Below are 19,944 nucleotides of genomic sequence, written 5' to 3' on the forward strand. Positions count from 1 at the left end.
TGCTCCTCTTTCTTGGCGGTTAGAGGGGGCCATGATGCTACCGTGGCTTGTCCTCTCACCGCCAAACTGAGTTGCACTTACGAGTTGAATTCAGGGAGTATTAACCGCAGATTACGCTGATTTACGCGGATTTTCTCCGTGGCAAGGGAAGCGCACGTCGACAATCCCGCAATGGAGCGTGGGAACGCCATCCCGGATGGCAGAAGACCCTCTCGCCGCGCAGCCAGATCCCCTTGGCCTGCAAAACCCGGGGAAAATCCATGTAAATCAGCATAATCTGCGGTCAGGATCTTTTTGCCTTTCTGCTTGAATTCGTGGCCAGCACTTCCTTCAGGCCGGGGAGCGCGCCGGGGCCGGGGCGTCGAGGTTCCAGTCCGCCCAGATGGGGCGGCAGCCGGTGGGCATTGGAGGCAGACGTCCGAGTTCGCTCCAGGCGCCGGGAGCGTGGAAGTCGGAGCCCGCCGATGCCAGGAGGCCGAACCGGCGCGCCAGCTCGGCCATGGTCCGGGTCTCCTCCGCGGACTGAACCCCGCTCACCACCTCCAGGCCGATGCCGCCGCATTCCAGGAAGGCCTGCAGCAGCTGCCGCAGCCGTCCCGGCTTGAGCCGGTAGCGGGCCGGATGGGCAATCACCGCCTCGCCCCCGGAGGCCCGGATCCAGGCCACCGCCTCCTCCAGGCTCGCCCATTCGCTGGGCACATAGGCCGGCCTCCCCGGCCTGAGATAGCGGACGAAGGCATGCTGCATGTCCGTGGCATGACCGGCGGCCACGAGGTGACGGGCGAAGTGGGCCCGTCCGATCTGGCCCAAGCCGGCATGTTCGCGCGCACCGGCCAGCGCGCCCATGATGCCGCAGCGGTTCAGGCGGCGGTCCATCTCCTCGGCCCGCGCCAGGCGCTGCTCCTGCAGCCGGGCCAGCCCCGCCCGCAGCTCCGGATGGTCGGGGTCCACCCGCAGCCCGACCACGTGCACCAGCCCCTTTTTCCAGGTGACCGAGATCTCGACCCCCGGCACCACCTGCAACGCCGTCCCCTGGGCGGCCAACCGGGCCTCCGCCACTCCGTCCACGCAGTCATGATCGGTCACCGCCAGTACCGTGACCCCGGCCTCGCGGGCCCTGGCCGTCAACTCGGACGGGGTCAGCAGACCGTCCGATGCGGTGGTATGGGTGTGGAGGTCGTAGCAGGCCCTGCCCTTTACCCACAAATCAGTCATCAGAGCCCCCCGGAAGCGTCAGGACAAGGCGTGGTGCGCAGGGAAGGGTGGGTTCCCTTTCCAAGCGCCGCAGCGCAGGACTGGGGCTTCCGGGGGACTCCCTTCGGGCGACTCGCTGAGGGCCGATTTGTGGGTAAAGGGCAGGGCTAGCCATGAGGCGAACAGTATACATGGCCGGGGAACGGAGCTCGGCGAGCGTGGTCATACGCAGTTGTCCGGAAGCTTATCCTTCACTCACTCAGCTGAACCTTGCGCCGCAATAGGGGCGCCGGGTATCTTGGTGCGATGCAACTACTATTCGATCTGTTTCCCGTCATCCTCTTCTTCGCCGCTTTCAAGCTGGCGGGCATCTACGTGGCCACCGGCGTGGCCATCGCCGCCTCGATAGCCCAGGTGGCCTGGGTCTGGCTGCGTCGGCGCCGGGTGGAGGCGATGCACCTCATCACCCTGGGGCTGATCGTGGTGCTCGGCGGTGCCACCCTCCTGCTGCAGGACGAGATGTTCATCAAGTGGAAGCCCAGCGTGGTGAACTGGCTCTTCGCCGTGGTCTTCCTCGGCAGCCAGTTCGTGGGCGAGAAGCCGCTGGTGCGCCGCTTCATGGAGAGCAAGGTGGAGCTGCCCGCGTTCGTCTGGATCCGGCTCAACCTGAGCTGGGTGGCCTTCTTCACCCTGCTCGGGTTCGCCAACCTGTTCGTGGTCTACCGCTTCGACACCGAAACCTGGGTGAACTTCAAGCTGTTCGGCATGATGGGCCTGACCGTGGCGTTCGTGCTCGCCCAGGCGCTCTATCTCGCCCGGTACATTCCGGAGGGTTCGGAGAACACCCCCGCGGGAGGCGCGTGACATCATGTACTACGCCATCCTGAGCGAGGACGCCCCCGGCACGCTCGAACAGCGGCTGGCCGCCCGGCCGGCCCACCTGGAGCGGCTCAGGGCGCTGCAGGCCGACGGCCGGCTGCTGGTGGCCGGACCCCACCCTGCCATCGATGCGGAGGACCCCGGGCCGGCCGGCTTTACCGGGAGCCTCGTCATCGCCGAATTCCCGTCCCTGGAGGAGGCCCGGAGCTGGGCCGATGCCGATCCCTACATCGAGGCGGGCGTCTATGCCCGGGTGACGGTCAAGCCCTTCCGCAAGGCGCTCCCCGCATGAGCGAAGACAGCCGCGTCGCATTCATCCGCCAGCGCCTGACCGAGGCCCTCAATCCGCTGCGGCTGGAGATCATCGACGAAAGCCACAAGCACGCCGGCCATCGCGGCAATGTCCAGGGCGGCGGCCACTACCAGGTCACCGTGGTTTCCGAGGCCTTCGCGGGCAAGCGCCTGCTCGCCCGCCACCAGATGATCTACGCCGCCCTGGGCGACGCCATGAAGGCGGAAATCCACGCCCTCGGCATCAACGCCCGGACGCCGGAAGAGGTGGAGGGCGGTTGATTCAGTCGCCGGTTGCCGGTGACACGCCCCAGCCCCAACATCTCATAAATCTCTCGCCAAGACGCGAAGAACGCCAGGAAAAACAACAGATTGACGGTCTCATACTGCGGCGGCCCTCGTGTGAGACGATGCCTGATGTTTAATTCACAAGCTATTAATCATTTTAACCTTGGCGTCTTGGCGGGAAAAATTTGGGCTAGTCCCATTCGAACGCCGCCAGCGACAGGAAGCCGTGGCTGAAGCCGCGGTGCAGGACACGTCCGGGCCGGCCCGGCGTCGCCGCGCCCAGGGGCACGAACAGGGGCAGCAGGTGGTCCGGCGTCGGGTGGTTGTGCTGCGCCTCGGGCGCCTGCCCGGCATAGTCCAGCAACGCCTCCGCATCCCCCGCCTCCACCCGCCCCGCAAGCCAGTCGTCGAACTGGCGCGCATAGCTCTTCACCGGCGCGTCTTCCGCCTGGCCGGCGAAATCCCTCAGATTGTGGGTGGCGCCGCCGCTGCCGAGGATCAGGACGCCTTCACTGCGCAGGGGCGCCAGCGCCCGCCCCAGTTCGAAATGGTGCCGCGGCCCCAGGGGCATCTGCACCGAGAGTTGCACCACCGGCACCCGGGCCTCGGGGAACATGAACCGCAACGGCACCCAGGCGCCGTGGTCGAGGCCGCGGGTGGCGTCCGTCTCCACCTGGAATCCCGCGCCCCGCAACCGTCCGGCGATGGACTCTGCCAGTGCGGGCGCGCCCGGGGCCGGGTAGCGGAGGCGGTAGAGGGGCGCCGGGAAGCCATGGAAGTCGTGGATCGTCCCCGGCCGCTCCGCCGATCCCAGGGCCGGATGCGGTGTCAGCCAGTGGGCGGAGACGCACAGGATCGCCTCCAGGCCTGCCAGCCGCCCACCCAGCCCGGTCCAGAAGGACTGCGTCGGCCCCTGCTCCAGGGCGACGGTGGGGGCGCCATGGGAGACAAACACGCAAGGCAGGGGCAGGCTGGAGACGGGCATGGGTCTTCTCCTTCACGGAAGAGGAACGGCTGCCCGGTTTGACCACCCGGAACGGATTTCGTTGTCCATATCCCGCGGCGGGTGAACTGCCGCTGGAACACCCTCGACTGCCGGCGCAGTCCCCAGGCAGCAACCTCCCCGCCCCCCGCTTGTCCCAGTCCAGCATTCCTGACGGCGCCTCGTCCGGCGCAGCGGATCGACCCTCCGCTACCGCCGCCCCGAGGCGCGCGCGGGCTTCGCCCCGGGCCTGGCCCGCGCAGACATCCCCTCAGGGGACCTCTGCCCCCGTCTCGTGGAAAGGCTCCCCGCAGATTCCGCGCCGCTCCAGGCGGCATCGCTGCTGAAGACATGGCTGCGCTATGGACTGCTCCGCGGCCTGACCCCCTTATACCCCTACTACTTCTGTAGTTACACCAACTGTCAAGAGAGAATTGTGAGATTCGTGTTCACAATTGGTCTATTTTTGTATTAAATATGGGTATCCCGTCACAAATTTACGAATATTCCTACTTGTAAATTCAGTACACACTCGCCAAACTTCATCCACCGAGCGAGGAAAATTTTGACTGAAATCAATTATTGATCCAGGTCAACAACTGCCTCGGTCCGGACCGTTCTGGATAGACCCGGCAGGTCGACAGTTACTTATCAGCCAGCTGCTTTTCCACGGCTCACGCACACAGGAGTCAGGCCATGCACAAACTCATGAACAGGTTTCACGCAATCCAGGGCCGCATCGCATCCCGCATGCACGCCTTCGCCCGGGACGAGGAAGGCGCGACCATGATCGAGTACGCCCTCATCGCCGCCCTCATCTCCGTCGCCGCGATCACGGTGCTGAGTCCTCTCGGACAGAAGATCCTCGCCGTGTTCCAGGACGTTCTGGACGCGATGCCGTAACAGTATCCGGGCGTGTTCGACCCGGGCAGGCCGCCACGTGCCGGCGGATTGGCGGCACGTGGCGGGGATGGCACAGGAAGATGACGGGGCACGGAATCGTGCTGGCGGTGCTGACCGCCTGGGCCTTGCTGGCCGCCCTTCTCGATCTGCGCTATCGCCGACTGCCCAACCCCCTGACCCTCGGGGGGGCGGTGATCGCGCTGGGCTGGCTGGCGATCACCGGCGAAGCCCTGGCCGGCCCCCACTGGAGAGAGGCGGTGGTGTCGGGTGCAGTCGCTTTCGGCTTCACCCTGCCGGCATACCTCGGCGGCGCCATGGCGGCGGGTGATGTGAAGCTGTGCACCGCCATGGGCCTGATGGGGGGCTACACCGTCACCCTCTGGGCCTTTCTCCTCGGCGGGCTGGTGGCGGGCGTTCTGGCCATCGTGCTGCTGAGGGTCGGCCGGGATCGCCGGGTTCCCTACGGCACGGCGATGGCCGTCGGCTTCATGGCCGCACTCTGGTTCAGGTAACCGGGAGCCGCGGAACCACACAACGAAGACAACACAGTGCGTTGAAGGGAAGTCGACGCCACAGGGGTAGGTAGATGCACACAGCAATGCCCATGGCCTGGCAGCCTCGCAGCAGGCACAAGCGGTCCCGGAGCGGCGAACGGGGCGCGGCGCTCATCGAGTTCGCCTTCGCCTTCCCCCTGCTTTTCCTGCTGGTCTACAGCCTGCTGGCCTACGGGATCCTGTTCACCCTCCAGCAGAGCATGACCCTGGCCGCCGAGGAGGGCGCCCGGGCCGCCATCGCCGTGGACCCGGACTATCCCGATTACGCCCTGCAGGTCCAGACCCGGGCCCGCACGACCGCCATGAACCGCCTGGCCTGGCTGCCGGAAACCTACCGCGATGTGCTCTCCGCCAACATCGTGGTGGTGATCGACGCCGGCAACGTGGCCACGCTGCGGGTGCGCTACCCGGACTACGCCGGCAACCCGATCATACCCGCCATCACCCTGCCGGGGCTGGGCTCCGTACCACCCTACCCCGCGGACCTCAGGGCCGAGGCGAGCATACAGCTTTGAAACGACCGGACCGGCGCCGATGCACCGCCGGTTCCCATGCGCAAGAGACAGACCCAAGAGACCTTTGACGGGGGGGTTCAATGAGTGGAAACGTGATGAAGGTATCGGCCTGGTTCATGGTGGTGCTCGCCATCGTGCTGGGTATCTATGCCTACAAGCTGACCAAGGAGGCCGCCACCCCGGCCCCCGCCGAGCCCCAGACGATCGTCCAGACCGTTCCCGCACCCGAAGCCCCCTATCAGGCGGTGATCGCGGTCAAGCCCATCGTGCCCGAGCTGCCCATTCCCGCGGATGCCGTGAGCCTGAAGCCGGTCTGGGTCATGCCCGCGGGCGGATTCGAGCGCATCGATGCGCTGGCGGGGCGCATCCCCACCCAGCCCATCGACGTGGGCGAGCCCGTGCTGGAGAAGCATTTCCTGGTCGGCAGCGTCCTGTCCCAGAAGCTGGAGCCCGGCCAGCGGGCCGTGGCCCTGCAGATCAGCGAGGAGACCGGCGTGGGCGGCTATCCCCAGCCGGGCGACTTTGTCGACGTGCTGCTGTTCCTTCCCGACGACAAGGAGAACGAGAACAGCCAGGCGCGGCTCCTGCTGGAGCGGGTCAAGGTCCTGGCCATGGGAACCCAGGTCAGCGGCCCGCAGGGCCAGGGCAAACCGAACCAGAGCGCCCGCACCGCCGTGCTCAGCGTGCCGGAAGCGAAGGCGCTGGAGCTCATGCTCGGTGCCAGCGCGGGAGAAATCCGGCTGTCGCTCCACGCGGCGAAGGAAGCGGAGCAGCTGGCCATGGCGGCGCCTGTCGGGGAGGCCGCGGCGGAACCCAAGCCGCCGGCCGCCGGCGAGGGGAAGCCGGCGCCCGCCGCCGCCGAGCCCCAGGTCCTGACCCTGAAGGAGTTCGCCGAGGTCCCCAAGACCGCCACGCAGAAGCCGGCGAACCGGGTCGCGGCCACACCCCGGGTGGTCATCTACCGGGGCGGGCAGCGGGAAACGGTTCCCTGCTGCCGCTGAAGAAAACCGTACTGACGGCCCGGCGCCACACGGCCGGGCTCCGACTCCCTGCCGGGCGCGCAGGGAAGCCTGACAGTAAACGAAGGGGTTACCATGGGTAGAACACTCGCTGCACTGGGTCTGGGAATCGCGCTGCTGGCCGTCGCCCTGCCCGCGGAGGCGGGACAGCCGGCCGCCGTCAAGGTGGAAGTGGGCCAGCAACGGCTGGTGACGCATCCGAAATCGATCCGCCAGGTCGCCATCGCCGACCCGCAGGTGGCCGATGTCCGCGTGCGCGGCTCCCGCGAAGTGGTGCTCATCGGCAGGCAGCCCGGCAACACGGAGCTGACGCTCTGGCCCCGGGACAACAGCCCCGCCAGCGGTTTCGCCGTGTGCGTGCCCGGCCCCCTCGCCGACGGCACCCTGCAGCACTGCCTCGACTCCTCGGCCATGGGTGAGAAGGTCCTGCTGAGCGGCGAGAGCGACAGCCTCCCCGCGCAGGACACCCGGCTGCAGCTGGTGGGCGACGGCGCCGTCGACGCCAGCCAGACCGCCTTCGACACCCAGGTCCAGACCAATATCCGGATCGTCGAGGTGAGCCGCAACACCCTGAAGCAGATGGGCTTCACCTTCGGCCGCAACAGCGAAAGCATCACCTTCGCGCTGGGGTCGCCCGGCACCTTCTCCGGCGTGGAGGGAGGGCCCGGCACCGGCGGCTACACCCTCAACAGCGACAGCGGTTTCCTGCCCATCGCCGAGGCCTTCAACCTCATCGCCGGACGCTCCAAGAGCGGGCTGCTGGCGACCCTGAGCATGCTGGAGGGCAACGGCCTGGCCCACACCCTGGCCGAACCGAGCCTGGTGGCCATGAGCGGCCAGTCCGCCAGCTTCCTCGCCGGCGGCGAGTTCCCGGTCCCCGTCCGCGGCGACAACGAATCGGTGACGGTCGAGTACAAGGAGTTCGGCGTGCGCCTGACGCTCACCCCCTCGGTGCTCTCCGCCGACCGCATCGTACTCAAGGTGGCCCCCGAGGTCAGCGAGCTCGACTTTACCGCCGGTGTCGAAAGCGGCGGCGTCTCGGTGCCCGCATTGCGGGTCCGCCGCTCCGACACCATGGTGGAACTCGGCGACGGCGAGAGCTTCGCCATCAGCGGCCTCATCAGCTCCGGCATGATCTCGAACGTGGACAAGGTACCCGGCCTCGGCAATATCCCGGTGCTGGGCGCGTTCTTCAAGTCCACCCGTTTCGAGCGCCAGGACAAGGAGCTCATCATGGTGGTCACCCCGCATGTCGTCCGTCCCGTGGCCCGCAACGCCGTGACCCCGCCCCTGCCGGGCGCCGCCTACCAGGACTACAACCCCGGCACCGGGGAACTGCTGTTCTTCGAAACCGGCCGCTTCGATCCCCGCGGCTACGGCTTCAGCGAGTGAGGTGGACCCAGTGAAGACACCTTACATCGCCATCACCAATCGTGAAGACATCGTCCGCTGGCTGCAGGCGACGCTCGGGCCCAATGCCGAAATCGCGGTCGCGGACCCGGCTTCCCCCGAACGCATCCTGCAACTGGCGGACGCCACCGGGGCGAACGTGGTCTTCACCCTGTTCACCCCCGCCGAGGTCCTCACCAGCGCCCGGCTGGTGGAACGCCTGCTCGAGGCCAAGCCCTACCTGGCGGTGGTCGCCGTGGCCGAGGCCCAGGACGAGCGCCTGATGCTGGCGGCGATGCGTGCCGGGGCCCGCGACTACCTGACCTTCGGCAGTGAGCCCATCGAGGTCCAGGGGCTGGTGGGCCGGCTCCTGGAGCGGCTCCCGGCCAAGGGTGCCGGGAGTGCGGGCCGGCTCTTCTCCGTGCTCTGTGGACGACCCGGCGACGGCAGCGCGACCCTGGCGGTGCACCTGGCGCTCGCACTGCGCGAGCGCACCGACCCGGAACGCCGGATACTGCTGCTCGACCTGGGCGTCCCCGCCGCGGATACCCTGCTGTACCTGGACATGAAGCCGTCCTACACCTTCACCGACGCCATCCGCAGCGTGCGCCGCTTCGACGAAACCCTGATCAAGTCCGCCTTCGCCCAGCACGGCAGCGGGCTGTCGGTCCTGCCCATGGCCGAGGACTTCCTCGATCAGTCGGTAAGCGTGACCCTCAACGACGCCCTGGTCCTCATCGGCATCCTCAAGAACCATTTCGACGTCATCGTGGCCAACCTCGGCGGCATGCCCCACTCGGACTTTCTCTCCCAGATGGTGGATCGTTCCGAGCGGGCGGTATTGCTGGCCGAACAGTCCGTGGCGAGCATCAACGCCAACCGCCGGCTGATCGACTACCTGGTCGACCGGGGCGGCGAGCCGGGCAATCTCGACCTGGTCGTGGACCGGCACCTGGTGAAGCTGGAGCTCGGGGCCGAAAAGATCTCCGAGGTGCTGTCCGCGCCGCTGCTGGCCACCCTGCCCTCCCACGGCATGGAGAGGCTCGGGGCGATGAACGCCGGCTACAGCATCTTCGAGTACGCCCCCAACAGCCCCTATTCCCGTTCGGTGAAGAAGCTGGCCACCGACCTGTTCATCGGCGAGCGCATCAACCTGGCCAACCGCGGCGGCGGATTGCGCGGAAAACTCTTCGGCGGCATCGGCAAACGGAGCTGAGCACCATGTTCAACTTCACACCCACACCCCAGCGGGGCGCGCTCTCTGGCGATGAATACCAGCCACTGAAGGGACACATCCACAAGTTCCTGGTGGAGTCCATCGAGGAGGAGCAGGCCTCGGTGGACGAGTGGCCGCGTCCGCTGCTGCGCCGCTATGTCGACCAGAAGGTCCACGACTATATCCAGCGTGCGCGGCTGCCGGTGAACCAGCGGGAAATGGAAGCCCTGGTGGGTGAGCTGATCGACGAACTCGTGGGCTACGGCCCCATCCAGCCCCTCATCGCGGACGACACCATCAGCGACATCCTCGTCAACGGCGCCAAGCGGGTCTACGTGGAGAAGCGCGGCCGTCTGGAGGAGACGGGAGTCCGCTTCATGGACGACCGCCACGTCCAGCGCATCATCCAGCGCATCATCGCACCGCTGGGCCGGCGCCTGGACGAGTCCAACCCCATGGTGGATGCCCGCCTGCCCGACGGCAGCCGGGTCAACGCCATCATCGCGCCGCTGGCCCTCGACGGCCCGTGCCTGTCGATCCGCAAGTTCCGCAAGGAGCCGCTCACCGGCGGCGATCTCCTCGCCTACCAGACCCTCAGCGACGAGATGCTGGAGTTCATGCGCACCGCCGTGCGCAACCGCGCCAGCGTCCTCATCAGCGGCGGCACCGGCGCCGGCAAGACCACCCTGCTCAACGTCCTGAGCCAGTCCATTCCGCCCGAGGAGCGGCTGGTGACCATCGAGGATGCTGCGGAGCTGAGCCTGGGCCATCCCCACGTGGTCCGGCTGGAGACGCGTCCGGCCAACCTGGAGGGCCAGGGCGAGGTGACCGCGCGCGACCTGGTGCGCAACGCCCTGCGCATGCGCCCCGACCGCATCATCCTGGGCGAGGTGCGCGGGGTGGAGGTGATGGACATGCTGCAGGCCATGAACACCGGCCACGCGGGCTCCATGACCACCATCCATGCCAACACCCCCCGCGACGCCCTCTCCCGGCTCGAGCTCCTGGCCGGTTTCGCCGGATTCAGCGGCCGCGAGGACACCCTGCGCAGCTGGGTCGCCAGCGCCATCGACATCGTCATCCAGATCGCCCGCATGCCCGGCGGCGAGCGCAAGGTCATCTCCATCGACGAGGTGACAGGCTATGCCGACGACAAGATCACCCTGCACGAGATTTTCCACTACGACCGTGCGGAGCGGCGCTTCAGCCGCAGCAACACCTTCGCGGTCGGCAGCCGCAGCGGCGAAGGCCTGGAGCGGCCCGCAGGCGGGGCGCTGAGGGGTGGATACCATGGCCGTTGAGATGCTCCTGCTGATCATCGCCAGCCTCGCCGCGGCCGCCGGCGCCATCCTGCTGTTCAACTCGAGCCGGCAGGAGGACTACCGCGCCCGGATGCTGACCCGGCTCCCGCAACCGGCCCGGCACACGGATCTGCCCGAGCCGCGCAGCGGCGCCGAACAGCCCATCGAACAGCTGCTCACCCACCTCCTGGGCCGTGCCGGCTACGCGCCGGCGCCGTGGCACGGCTGGGCGCTGCTGATCGGAATCGCGCTCTCCGCCATCCTCGGCCTGGAGCTGTTCGGCTTCGCGGGTACGGTCCTGCTCCCCCTCGGCATCGTCGCCCTGCTCTATCTCGCCCTGCTCACGGTGGGTGCCCGCAGGCGCCGGCGAATCACCGCGCAGCTGCCGATGTTTCTCGATCATGTCATCCGTTCCGTGCGGGCCGGCAACAGTATCGAGCAGGGTCTCGTCGCCGCGGTGGAGGAGAGTGACGGCCCCATCCGGGAAGTGTTCGAACGGGTGGTCCGGCAGGTGCAGCTGGGCGTGCACCTGGACGAGGCGGTCGACCAGGCGGCCATGACCTACCGGCTGCAGGAACTGGATCTCCTCCAGGCCGCCATCAGCGTGAATCTGCGCTATGGCGGCGCCATCCGCGAGATTCTCGAGTCCGTGATCACGGCCCTGCGCCAGCGGGAAACCGCGCAGAGGGAATTCCGTGCCATGACCGGCGAGACGAGGCTCAGCGCCTGGGTCCTGGCCGTGCTCCCCATATCGCTCGCCGTGTATATCGTGAGCATGAACCCCCAGTACTTCATGCTGATGTGGAATGAGGAGAACGGCCGCATCGTGATGCTGGCCGCCGGGGCCCTGCAGGGGCTCGGCGTCTTCATCATCTGGCGGATGCTGCGCTCCATCTGAGCCCGGGAACGGGCCATCGCGCCCCAGAAGCCATAGCCATCGAGTCCAGTCATGTCCAACCTACCCCTGATTATCGGCATCAGCGTTACGCTCCTGGTGCTTGGCCTGACCTTCCTGATCGGCAACTGGGTTGCAAACCGCCGTCTCGCCCGCATCCATCGCCGCATCAACGGCGCACTGGCCGCGGCTGACGGACCGTCCCTCGGGGCGGACGGCGGCCATCGATGGCTCACGGGCCAGGGCCTGATACAGCTCGAACGGCTCGCTCCCTCCTTCATGCGCGACGAGGAGGTTCCCGTGCTGCTCGCCCGCGCCGGCTGGCGGGGCTCCCAGGCCCGGGCGCTGTTCTTCGCCGTACAGCTGCTGATGCCCGTCGCGGGCATCCTGCTGACCCTGCTCCTCGTGCCCCATGAGTGGCTGGTCACCCTGGACAGGCGGATTGCCCTGTGGCTGCTTATGGCGTCCATCGCCGGCTACCTGCTGCCCAAGTTCCTGCTGCGCACACGCGCCCATGCCCGGCAGCGCCAGCTGGAAGCGGAGGTGCCCACCCTCGTCCACCTCCTGCGCACCCTGTTCGAAACCGGGCTGGGCCTCGAGCAGTCCCTGGTGGAGATCTGCGAGACGAATCCCCGGGTGCTGCCGGTGCTGGCCCGGGAAATCTACGGTGTCCTGCGCAATATCGGTGCCGGCATGGACCTGAACCAGGCTCTGAAGGAGATGGCCGACGACCTGCAGGTGGAGGATCTCTCCGACCTGGTGAAGATGCTGCGCCAGGTCAACCGCTACGGCGGCAGCATCCGCCAGCCGCTGCTCAACTACGCCGAACTGCTCGAGGATCGCCGCCGCACCGCGCTCCAGGAGCGCATCAGCAAGCTCTCGGCCAAGATGACCATCGTCATGGTGCTGTGCATGTTCCCGGCCCTGCTCATCTTCATCGCCGGCCCCGCCGCCTTCGGCATCCTGCGCGCCCTCGGGGGGCAATGACCATGAAACGCCGACTGCTCAGCGCCGCCCTGGTGCTGCTCCTGCTCTCCAGCCCCGGTTGCGCCCTGCGCAACGGCGCGACGGCCGGGAACGAGGCCAAGCCGGTGGCCAGCGGCAAGGCCCAGGCCACCGAGGAGGACAAGGAGCTGCACATCCGGCTGGTCCAGGAGATGCTCGACAAGAAGCTCTACCATGCCGCGCTCGCCCACCTCCAGGCGATGGAGAACCAGGGCAAGCTGACGCTCGATGCCCGCTACCTGCGCGCCGAGGCGTTGCGCCGCATCGGGCGCCTTACCGAATCCCGGGCCCTGTACCGGGGCCTGCTCGATTCCAGCATGGCGGGACTCGCCCATCACGGCCTGGGACTGATAGCGGCCGAAAACAACGACGATCTCGAGGCGGCGGTCCTGCATTTCAGGACGGCCACGGAACTGCGGCCGGTGGATTCGCGCATCCGCAACGATCTCGGCTACGCCCTGCTGCTGCGGGGAGCCTTCGACGAGGCCGAATTCCAGCTCAACACCGCCATGGAGCTGGGTGGCGACGACAAGCGGACCCAGCGCAATCTGCTGCTCCTGCTGATGGCCCGTGGTGACATGGCCGCGGCGGAGCGCTTCGCCGCCCAGGCCGCAATCGACCCGGCGGAGACCGCAAGGCTGCGCGGGCGCGCCCAGCAGCTGCTTGCCCACCTGCAACGGCAATCGGAATCCACTCCGCCTGCTCCCCCGCAGGCAGCGACTTCAATCAGGGCCCCGGAAGGGACACAGCCGCCACCGGCGGGTACGGAGCCCGCCGGCCAGCTGGTGGCGCCGGCCGGGGAAGCCGGCATTGCGCCCGGCACCGCCGCCTACGCCACCGATCCCGGCAATGCGGCCGCCGGACCGGAGAACGACACTGCTTCGTCCGGAGACAGCGGTCCCGCCGTCGCGGAACCGGCATCACCGCCGGCAGCAGCTTCACCCGCTTCCAACTCTCAAGGAGGTTGACCCGTGCACATCCGTCTCCCACTGGCAGTCGCCATGCTGCTCACGCTTCCATCCGTTTCCGCCCTGGGCGGTGAATGCGAGCCCGCGCCGGTAAGCGCCTTTACCGCCGATCCCGGTCCCCTCGATCCTGCCCGGGTCGGCGAGAGCACCCGGGCCTGGCTGAACTTCCAGTGCAGCGGCCAGGCCGCCGGCACCGCCCACCCGCAACCGGGCGCCGCGGCCACGCGCACCTATGCCCGCTACCTGAACAGCTTCGGGCATCCGATTCCCGAGTTCTACCAGCGGGAGGGATTCATCAAGGGCGGCGGCACCAGGCGCTGAGGCGGACCACGCCTCGTCCGGTCCCGGGAGCACGAGGGGTAAAGGGTGCACAAGGGTATGAGAGTCAATTCCAAGGCAACCGGCGGACCTCCCGGCCGGCAGGTCGGCGCCGTCAGCATCATGGTGGCCGGCGCCCTGCTCGCTGTCGTCCTCTCCGTGGCCCTGGCCGTGGACGTGGGGCGAATTGCCTGGGAAAAGCGGCACCTGCAGCTGGTCGCCGATCTCTCGGCCCTGGAGGCCAGCCTCGCCGTGGGCAACTGCGCCACCCCGGCGGGATCCGCCCTCGGGATCGCCACCACCGCCGCCACCACCGCCGCCGCCCGCAACGACTATGACGGACAGCCCCTGCGTGTGCGGGTGGGGCGGGTGGACACCGATGCCGACGGGATCCGGCAGTTCTCCCCCGGGCCCGGCGTGGTGGAGGCGGTGGAGGTCGTCGCCGCCCGCGATGTGCCGCGCAGCCTTTTCCTGCCGGGGAAGATCGCCGGCAACCATCGGCTCACCGCCACCGCGGTGGCCGGAACCCGCACCATCGGCACCCTGGAAGTGGGCTCCTTCCTGGCCCGCCTCGACACCACCACCTCGCCGCTGCTGAATGCCATTCTGGGCGGTCTGCTGGGGACCTCCATCAACCTGGACGCCGTCTCCTACCGGGGTATCGCCGACGCCCACGTCACCCTGCTCGATCTGATCGACGCCGACGCCACGGTGGGGACCGTGGATGAGCTGCTCAACCTCAATCTGGGCATCCGCGACTTCGTCCTGCTGGCCGCCAACGCCCTGTCGCGCTACCCCGACCAGCGGACCGTCGCCGTGACGCTGCTGAACGTGGCCGACGCCCTGACCGTGGATGCGGACCTGGATCTGCGCCTCGGCGATGTCCTGCAGGTGGCGCTGCCCTCCACCGATGCCGCGCTGAACGCACAGGTGAATGTCTTCGACCTGCTCATGGTCGGCGCCCAGGTGGCCAACGCCGGTCACGCGGTCGCGGTGAACACCAGCACGCCCGGGCTCAACGCCCTGGGCATCGCCGACCTGGGGCTGGATCTCTACATCATCGAGCCGCCGCAGATCGCCATCGGTCCCGCCGGACGGGATGAGAACGGCGAGTGGATCACCCGGGCCCGCTCCGCGCAGATCAACCTGCAGCTGCACCTCGGCCTGCTGGCCCTGCTGTTCCCGCCCGACGGTTTGCTCAGCCTCGACCTCTACGTGGGCGCGGCGGAGACCCGGGCCGGCTTCGAGCGCTTCGAATGCCGCGACGACACCACGCCCGCCGCGGTGGTGGGCGCCGTGCCACAGCTTGCCCGCATCGGCATCGGCGTTTTCGACGACATCGAGGATCTCAATCCGACCATCACGCCGAGCCCGGCCATCAACCTCAACCTGCTCGGCCTGCCGCTGCTCACCATCACGGCCCTGGCCGAGCTGCCCCTGGGCAGTTCCTCCGCCAACCCGGAACAGCTGCTGTTCGAGGAGATCCCCTCGACCCAGACCGTGTCGCCCTCCCTGGGCACCTCCGTGACCACCCTGCTCCAGGCGCTGGTCGACAACCTGGTGGTGGACTTCGATCGCAGCACGCTGCTCGGCGCGCTGCTCGGCGCCATTCTGCAGCCGGTGCTCAACCTGCTCGGGCTCGGCAGCTCGCAGGGGCTCCTCGACCTGGTTGTCAATCTGCTCTCTCCGGTGATCATGGCGCTCGACCCGCTGCTCGACTTCCTGCTCAATCTGCTCGGCCTGCAGCTCGGGGGGGCGGATATCACCGTATCCGATATCAATGTCGGCCGCCCCGGCCTGCTGCGTTAAGTACGGCCACGCCATGGAAAGATTCCGGCGGCAGACAACAGGGCCCGGAGATCCCACCGTGCATGAGGGCCGGCCCCTCCGCCTGGAGGCGGTCCATCCATGACGCGCCCCTGGAAGCTGCACACTCTCATCGGCTTCCTGATGATCCTCCTGCTGGGGGGAGTGGCCGTGGCGCTCGGACTCAGGCACCTGGAACAGCAGCACTGGGCGGTCCAGCCCACGCAAGCCGCCGACGGACTGCTTGCCGCCCTGGACACCGTCGCCGACCCTGCCCGGCGCGAGGAGATGCTGCGCGCCTGGCTCGCGGCGAATCCGGAGATTGGCTCCGCGCTCCTTCAGGAACGCGGCGGTGCGACCATTTCCATAAACGCCGGGAATCGCCCGCGGGGATCCGCGCCGGATTGGTTCCGCGGCGCCCTGGCGCTGGACTTGCCCGCGCTGGAGATCGGCGCCACCGGCGACGGTGGACCAGTGCTACGGCTGAACCCCGATACCGGCATGATTCATGAACGTATCTGGGTGCAGTGGCTGTCCGTCAGCGGGCTCCTTGCCGCATCCCTGCTCATGGCACTGCCCCTTCTGTTCCTGCTCCTGCGCCAATCCGCCGGCCAGCGGGTCACCCTTCAGCGCACGCTCTCCCGGCTCGACGGCGGCGGCGAAGCGGCGGCGAGGGATTCCGCAACCCCTGCGCACCTGCAGGAGCGGCTGCAACGGCTGGAGACGGAACGCGACGAGCTCAAACGCACACTGCAGCGGGTGCAGGACGCCGTCTTCGCCGTGGATTCCGGCGGAAGCATCACCCTGTGGACACCGGCCGCGGAACTGCTGTTCGGCTACCCGGCCGGCGAGATTCTCGGCCAGCCCGTCGCGCGCCTGGTGCCCGCCTGGAAGCAGGAGGAGATAGGCGTGCAGCTGGAACAGGTCCGTGCCGGCGCCAGCCTGCACAACCTCTCCACCCAGCACCTGCATCGCAACGGCTATGTCCTGGAAGTACTGTGCAGCATCACGCCCCTGCCGCGGGACGGTGGAGGATTCCTGTTCAGTGTCAGGGACGTCGGCGAACTGCGCGAACTGGAACGACCCATACGCCTGCGCTCCACCGCCATGCAGGCGTCGGGCTGTTGCCAGCTGATCCTGGAGGCCGGCGGTGAACACCGCATCGTGGAAGCCAACACGAGCGCGATCCGGCTGCTGGGGAGTGACCGGGAGCGACTGGAGCTGACGCCGTTCCCGGATCTCTTCGAACGGTCCCTGAACGGGGAGCTTCTCGACCGGCTCTCCACCTGCCTCGAAACCGGGAGCCGCTGTGAACTGGCGCTGCTGCACCGCTCCGAGGCGGACACACCGCCCCGGCGGCTGCAGGTGGGCATCCAGCCACTACCCGGCCGCTCCCCGGCCAGCGGCCATCTGCTGGCCGAGCTCCACGATGACAGTGTGCTGATGAATGTCGAGGAGCGGCTGCGGTCACGGGAGGCGCAGCTCGGCAACCTCATAGGTCAGGCGCCGATTGGGCTCGCCATCACCGATCCCTCGGGCCGGGTGGAGTCGGTGAACCCCGCATTCTGTACCCTGCTCGGCCGGACCTGCGAGGAGATCGCCGGTCATGACCTGCAGGCGCTGATCGAAGAGGATACCCAGGCTCTGCTGCACGAGGCGGTGGAAAGCCGCGGCAAGAACCGCGAACTGCACCTGCGCGATTCCGCCCAGCGCCGGCTCACCGTGCTGGCCAGCCTGGCGCCCATGGAACAGGTGACGCCGGCGCCCGGATTCGTTCTCTACGTCATGGACATCACCGCGCGCAAGCGCGCCGAACAGAGCCTCTACAAGGAGATCGAGCGGGCCACGGTCACCCTGGAGGCGATTGCGGATGCGGTCATAACCACCAGCGACACCGGGGTCGTGGAGTACCTGAACCCGGTGGCGGAACAGCTCACCGGCTGGAACAGCCGCGAGGCGCAGGGCCTGGAACTGAGCGAGATCCTTCACCTGGTCAACGAGACGACCCGGGAGCCGGAGCAGGATCCGGTCCAGCGCTGCCTGCGCCTGGGACGGCGGATCGAGATCTCCGAGCATGCGCAGCTGCTGCGCAGCGACGGGCGCGAAATCGCCGTCCAGATCTCCGCCTCCCCCATCTACGACCGGGTCGGACGCATTGCCGGCAGTGTCCTGATCCTGCACGAGGTGACCGCCATGCGCCAGCAGGTCCGGCGCATGAGCTACGAGGCACGACATGATCCCCTGACCGGACTCTACAACCGCCGCGAATTCCAGGAACGGCTCGGAGATGCGGTGGAAAGGGCACGGGAGGAGAAGAAGCCTTCCGTGCTCTGCTACCTGGATCTCGACAATTTCAAGACCGTCAACGACAGCGGCGGCCACGTCGCCGGGGACGAGCTGCTCAAACAGGTGGCGGCGCTCCTGCGCGGACAGATCCGTGACTCCGATGTGCTCGCGCGGCTCGGGGGCGACGAATTCGCGGTGCTGCTCCAGGGCTGCAGCCTGGAACGGGGCACCCAGGTGGCGGAGGGGCTCTGCTCCGCCATCAGGGAATTCCGCTTCGCCTGGAAGGACAACCGGTTCGATATCGGCGTGAGCGTCGGCCTGGTGCCGCTGAACGACACCTGCGCCAGCGCGGAAGCGGCATTGAAATCGGCCGATGCGGCCTGCTACGAGGCCAAGGAGGCCGGGCGCAACACCGTGCGCGTCCATCGCCCCGACCCGGATGAACAGCACACCGAGGTTCGCAGTCTGCGGCGGGTCCTGCAGGCCGTGGAGCGGGACCGCCTGGTCCTGTTCCGGCAGTCCATCCACAGCCTGGTGCCCGGCGACTCGCGCACGATGGGCGAGATCCTGGTCCGGCTCGCCGACGATCAGGGCCGGCTGCTCAATCCACGCAGCTTCCTGCCCGCCGCGGTGCGCTACGAGCGCATGGTCGAGGTGGATCGCTGGGTCGTCGGCACGCTGTTCGCCCAGCTCGGGGAGCAGCGCCAGGAGGACACCGGAAACGCCCTGCTGTTCGTCAACCTCTCGGTGCAGAGCATTGCCGACGAACGCTTTCTCGGTTTCGTGGTGGAGCAGGCCGAACGCAACGGACTGCACCCCGAGCAAATCTGCCTGGAGCTCGACGAGAATGAACTGCTGTCCGGGTATACCCGGATTGTCCGTTTCATGCAGTCGCTGCGGGAAAAGGGCTTCCAGTTCGCGCTGGACGATTTCGGCAGCAGCCTGACGCCGTTCTCCTACCTGAAGGGACTGCCCGTCAGCTACCTGAAATTCAGCCGCCAGGTGATTACCGACCTTGCGGCAAGCCCGGTGGACCAGTCCATTCTCCGCGCCATGACCGGCGTGGCCCGGCAGATGGGCATCCGGACCGTTGCCAAGCAACTGGAGGACGAATCGCTGGTGCCGCTGCTGACCGAACTCGGCGTGGATTACATCCAGGGCTATGCCGTTGCGGCTCCGGTCCCCCTGCGGGGCACCGGGACCACCGTCCCGGTTCCCAACGGGCTGGAATCCGGATCAGAATCCTGAGCTTTGCCACCAGGCGGGCAGATCGGCAATCGAGTCCAGCACGGCCGTAGGCCGCACATCACCTTCCAGATCCTGGGGTCGGAACTTCCCCGTGCGCACCAGGAGCGTGCGCAAACCGGCCGCCTGTGCCCCCTCGATATCGCCGCGGATGTCATCACCCACCATCAGGCACATGTCCGCCTCGACCCCGAGGAGATCGAGCGCCGCCTGGAAAAACGGCCTCGCCGGCTTCCCGAACACCCGCGGCTGAAGAGCGCTGGCCATGGCCAGCGCAGCGACGAACGGTCCCGCATCGAGACGCAGCCCGTCGGTCGCCTGCCAGTAGCGGGTCATTCCCAGCGCGATGAGCCTGGGCGGCGGATCCGCCATCAGGAGACGGAACGCCCGGTTCAGCAGGGGGTAACTCCACTCCTCGCCGAGATCGCCCACCACCACCGCGGCCGCTCCCGCTTCGGCATCCGCCGGCAGCTGTCGCAGCCCCGCGAACTCGGTGCGCGTCTGTTCGGTCACGAACAGCGCCACCGGTCCGTCCACGTTGGCGGCGAGCCAGCTGGCGGCCGCCACCGGCGGGGTCAGCAGGGCCCCCGGCTCGACCGGGATGCCCATCGAATCGAGCTTCTCCACCAGGACCGAGCGGGGACGGGAAGTGGTGTTGGTGAGGAAGAGGCGGGCAACGGCATGCCGCCGGAACCAGGCAACGGTCTCGACCGCGCCGGGGATGGCCCGGTCCTCCTGGTAGAGGACACCGTCGAGGTCGAAGAGTACGGCTTTCATCCAGCAGCCACCTGAATCCCAGTGCCTGAGTGGGGACGGCCCCGTGGATACCGGTCTCCGCATGCCGTCCGCGGAAATTCCCGTGTTCCACGGAGGCCGGACCTATTCAGCGT

19 protein-coding genes are annotated in these 19,944 nt (G+C 67.8%); 16 read left to right on the plus strand and 3 right to left on the minus strand.

Annotated elements, in window-relative coordinates:
- Positions 1 to 330: 330 nt before the first annotated feature.
- A complete protein-coding gene (locus DFQ59_RS12175; RefSeq protein WP_114279993.1) occupies positions 331 to 1,215 on the minus strand; it encodes a PHP domain-containing protein in 885 nt (294 codons plus the stop codon).
- A 285-nt stretch (positions 1,216 to 1,500) separates the two neighbouring features.
- On the opposite strand from DFQ59_RS12175, the gene DFQ59_RS12180 reads away from it, so the two are divergent.
- Genes DFQ59_RS12180 through DFQ59_RS12190 form a run of 3 tightly spaced genes read left to right on the plus strand, consistent with a single transcriptional unit; the run spans position 1,501 to position 2,646 of the window.
- The gene (locus DFQ59_RS12180) at positions 1,501 to 2,058 is read left to right on the plus strand and encodes a septation protein A (RefSeq protein ID WP_114279994.1); all 558 of its coding nucleotides are present in this window, start codon (positions 1,501 to 1,503) and stop codon (positions 2,056 to 2,058) included.
- Positions 2,059 to 2,062: 4 nt separating this feature from the next.
- A complete protein-coding gene (locus DFQ59_RS12185; protein WP_114279995.1) occupies positions 2,063 to 2,365 on the plus strand; it encodes a YciI family protein in 303 nt (100 codons plus the stop codon).
- The gene (locus DFQ59_RS12190) at positions 2,362 to 2,646 is read left to right on the plus strand and encodes a BolA family protein (protein ID WP_114279996.1); all 285 of its coding nucleotides are present in this window, start codon (positions 2,362 to 2,364) and stop codon (positions 2,644 to 2,646) included. The genes DFQ59_RS12185 and DFQ59_RS12190 overlap by 4 nt, the downstream gene beginning before the upstream one ends.
- A 196-nt stretch (positions 2,647 to 2,842) precedes the next feature.
- Here the strand turns inward: DFQ59_RS12190 and DFQ59_RS12195 are convergent, their stop codons facing one another.
- Positions 2,843 to 3,637 (minus strand): dioxygenase family protein, encoded by a 795-nt coding sequence (locus DFQ59_RS12195; RefSeq protein ID WP_114279997.1) that lies wholly within the window; start codon positions 3,635 to 3,637, stop codon positions 2,843 to 2,845.
- A gap of 693 nt (positions 3,638 to 4,330) precedes the next feature.
- Here DFQ59_RS12195 and DFQ59_RS12200 point away from each other — a divergent pair.
- The 13 genes from DFQ59_RS12200 (at position 4,331) to DFQ59_RS12260 (ending at position 19,057) form a co-directional block, all read left to right on the plus strand.
- Positions 4,331 to 4,537 (plus strand): Flp family type IVb pilin, encoded by a 207-nt coding sequence (locus DFQ59_RS12200; protein ID WP_281268256.1) that lies wholly within the window; start codon positions 4,331 to 4,333, stop codon positions 4,535 to 4,537.
- An 80-nt stretch (positions 4,538 to 4,617) separates the two neighbouring features.
- Positions 4,618 to 5,049, plus strand: coding sequence for a prepilin peptidase (locus DFQ59_RS12205; protein WP_114279998.1), 432 nt, complete (start codon positions 4,618 to 4,620; stop codon positions 5,047 to 5,049).
- 74 nt (positions 5,050 to 5,123) lie between these two features.
- Positions 5,124 to 5,606 carry a TadE/TadG family type IV pilus assembly protein gene (locus DFQ59_RS12210; protein ID WP_114279999.1) on the plus strand — a complete coding sequence of 161 codons (483 nt, stop codon included), beginning with the start codon at positions 5,124 to 5,126 and terminating at the stop codon, positions 5,604 to 5,606.
- A 95-nt stretch (positions 5,607 to 5,701) separates the two neighbouring features.
- Positions 5,702 to 6,607, plus strand: coding sequence for a Flp pilus assembly protein CpaB (gene cpaB / locus DFQ59_RS12215; RefSeq protein WP_211314925.1), 906 nt, complete (start codon positions 5,702 to 5,704; stop codon positions 6,605 to 6,607).
- A 93-nt stretch (positions 6,608 to 6,700) separates the two neighbouring features.
- Positions 6,701 to 8,017: a type II and III secretion system protein family protein gene (locus DFQ59_RS12220; RefSeq protein ID WP_114280001.1), complete on the plus strand. Its 1,317-nt coding sequence runs from the start codon at positions 6,701 to 6,703 to the stop codon at positions 8,015 to 8,017.
- A 10-nt stretch (positions 8,018 to 8,027) separates the two neighbouring features.
- Positions 8,028 to 9,230, plus strand: coding sequence for a CpaE/TadZ family protein (locus DFQ59_RS12225; protein ID WP_170142151.1), 1,203 nt, complete (start codon positions 8,028 to 8,030; stop codon positions 9,228 to 9,230).
- A gap of 5 nt (positions 9,231 to 9,235) precedes the next feature.
- Positions 9,236 to 10,531 (plus strand): TadA family conjugal transfer-associated ATPase, encoded by a 1,296-nt coding sequence (locus DFQ59_RS12230; protein ID WP_114280003.1) that lies wholly within the window; start codon positions 9,236 to 9,238, stop codon positions 10,529 to 10,531.
- Positions 10,521 to 11,429, plus strand: coding sequence for a type II secretion system F family protein (locus DFQ59_RS12235; RefSeq protein WP_114280004.1), 909 nt, complete (start codon positions 10,521 to 10,523; stop codon positions 11,427 to 11,429). Before DFQ59_RS12230 ends, DFQ59_RS12235 begins: the two co-directional genes overlap by 11 nt.
- Positions 11,430 to 11,480: 51 nt before the next feature.
- Positions 11,481 to 12,413, plus strand: coding sequence for a type II secretion system F family protein (locus DFQ59_RS12240; RefSeq protein ID WP_114280005.1), 933 nt, complete (start codon positions 11,481 to 11,483; stop codon positions 12,411 to 12,413).
- Positions 12,414 to 12,415: 2 nt separating this feature from the next.
- Positions 12,416 to 13,399 carry a tetratricopeptide repeat protein gene (locus tag DFQ59_RS12245; RefSeq protein ID WP_114280006.1) on the plus strand — a complete coding sequence of 328 codons (984 nt, stop codon included), beginning with the start codon at positions 12,416 to 12,418 and terminating at the stop codon, positions 13,397 to 13,399.
- A 3-nt stretch (positions 13,400 to 13,402) separates the two neighbouring features.
- Positions 13,403 to 13,720, plus strand: coding sequence for a DUF3613 domain-containing protein (locus tag DFQ59_RS12250; RefSeq protein WP_114280007.1), 318 nt, complete (start codon positions 13,403 to 13,405; stop codon positions 13,718 to 13,720).
- A 57-nt stretch (positions 13,721 to 13,777) separates the two neighbouring features.
- A complete protein-coding gene (locus DFQ59_RS12255) occupies positions 13,778 to 15,526 on the plus strand; it encodes a TadG family pilus assembly protein (protein ID WP_114280008.1) in 1,749 nt (582 codons plus the stop codon).
- Between the two features lie 99 nt (positions 15,527 to 15,625).
- Entirely contained in the window at positions 15,626 to 19,057 is a 3,432-nt protein-coding gene (locus DFQ59_RS12260; RefSeq protein WP_114280009.1) for an EAL domain-containing protein, read from the plus strand.
- Here the strand turns inward: DFQ59_RS12260 and DFQ59_RS12265 are convergent.
- Entirely contained in the window at positions 19,046 to 19,831 is a 786-nt protein-coding gene (locus DFQ59_RS12265; protein WP_114280010.1) for a TIGR01458 family HAD-type hydrolase, read from the minus strand. The two genes, DFQ59_RS12260 and DFQ59_RS12265, sit on opposite strands and share 12 nt — an antisense overlap.
- Positions 19,832 to 19,944 lie beyond the last annotated feature (113 nt).

Source organism: Thioalbus denitrificans, assembly GCF_003337735.1.
Taxonomy (GTDB): Bacteria; Pseudomonadota; Gammaproteobacteria; order DSM-26407; family DSM-26407; genus Thioalbus; species Thioalbus denitrificans.

Bases quoted from the DNA above. Each gene is read 5' to 3' on its own strand.
- DFQ59_RS12175 (WP_114279993.1), bottom strand. From the start codon at position 1,215: ATGACTGATTTGTGGGTAAAGGGCAGGGCCTGCTACGACCTCCACACC.
- DFQ59_RS12180 (WP_114279994.1), top strand. From the start codon at position 1,501: ATGCAACTACTATTCGATCTGTTTCCCGTCATCCTCTTCTTCGCCGCT.
- DFQ59_RS12185 (WP_114279995.1), top strand. From the start codon at position 2,063: ATGTACTACGCCATCCTGAGCGAGGACGCCCCCGGCACGCTCGAACAG.
- DFQ59_RS12190 (WP_114279996.1), top strand. From the start codon at position 2,362: ATGAGCGAAGACAGCCGCGTCGCATTCATCCGCCAGCGCCTGACCGAG.
- DFQ59_RS12195 (WP_114279997.1), bottom strand. From the start codon at position 3,637: ATGCCCGTCTCCAGCCTGCCCCTGCCTTGCGTGTTTGTCTCCCATGGC.
- DFQ59_RS12200 (WP_281268256.1), top strand. From the start codon at position 4,331: ATGCACAAACTCATGAACAGGTTTCACGCAATCCAGGGCCGCATCGCA.
- DFQ59_RS12205 (WP_114279998.1), top strand. From the start codon at position 4,618: ATGACGGGGCACGGAATCGTGCTGGCGGTGCTGACCGCCTGGGCCTTG.
- DFQ59_RS12210 (WP_114279999.1), top strand. From the start codon at position 5,124: ATGCACACAGCAATGCCCATGGCCTGGCAGCCTCGCAGCAGGCACAAG.
- cpaB (WP_211314925.1), top strand. From the start codon at position 5,702: ATGAAGGTATCGGCCTGGTTCATGGTGGTGCTCGCCATCGTGCTGGGT.
- DFQ59_RS12220 (WP_114280001.1), top strand. From the start codon at position 6,701: ATGGGTAGAACACTCGCTGCACTGGGTCTGGGAATCGCGCTGCTGGCC.
- DFQ59_RS12230 (WP_114280003.1), top strand. From the start codon at position 9,236: ATGTTCAACTTCACACCCACACCCCAGCGGGGCGCGCTCTCTGGCGAT.
- DFQ59_RS12235 (WP_114280004.1), top strand. From the start codon at position 10,521: ATGGCCGTTGAGATGCTCCTGCTGATCATCGCCAGCCTCGCCGCGGCC.
- DFQ59_RS12240 (WP_114280005.1), top strand. From the start codon at position 11,481: ATGTCCAACCTACCCCTGATTATCGGCATCAGCGTTACGCTCCTGGTG.
- DFQ59_RS12245 (WP_114280006.1), top strand. From the start codon at position 12,416: ATGAAACGCCGACTGCTCAGCGCCGCCCTGGTGCTGCTCCTGCTCTCC.
- DFQ59_RS12255 (WP_114280008.1), top strand. From the start codon at position 13,778: ATGAGAGTCAATTCCAAGGCAACCGGCGGACCTCCCGGCCGGCAGGTC.
- DFQ59_RS12260 (WP_114280009.1), top strand. From the start codon at position 15,626: ATGACGCGCCCCTGGAAGCTGCACACTCTCATCGGCTTCCTGATGATC.
- DFQ59_RS12265 (WP_114280010.1), bottom strand. From the start codon at position 19,831: ATGAAAGCCGTACTCTTCGACCTCGACGGTGTCCTCTACCAGGAGGAC.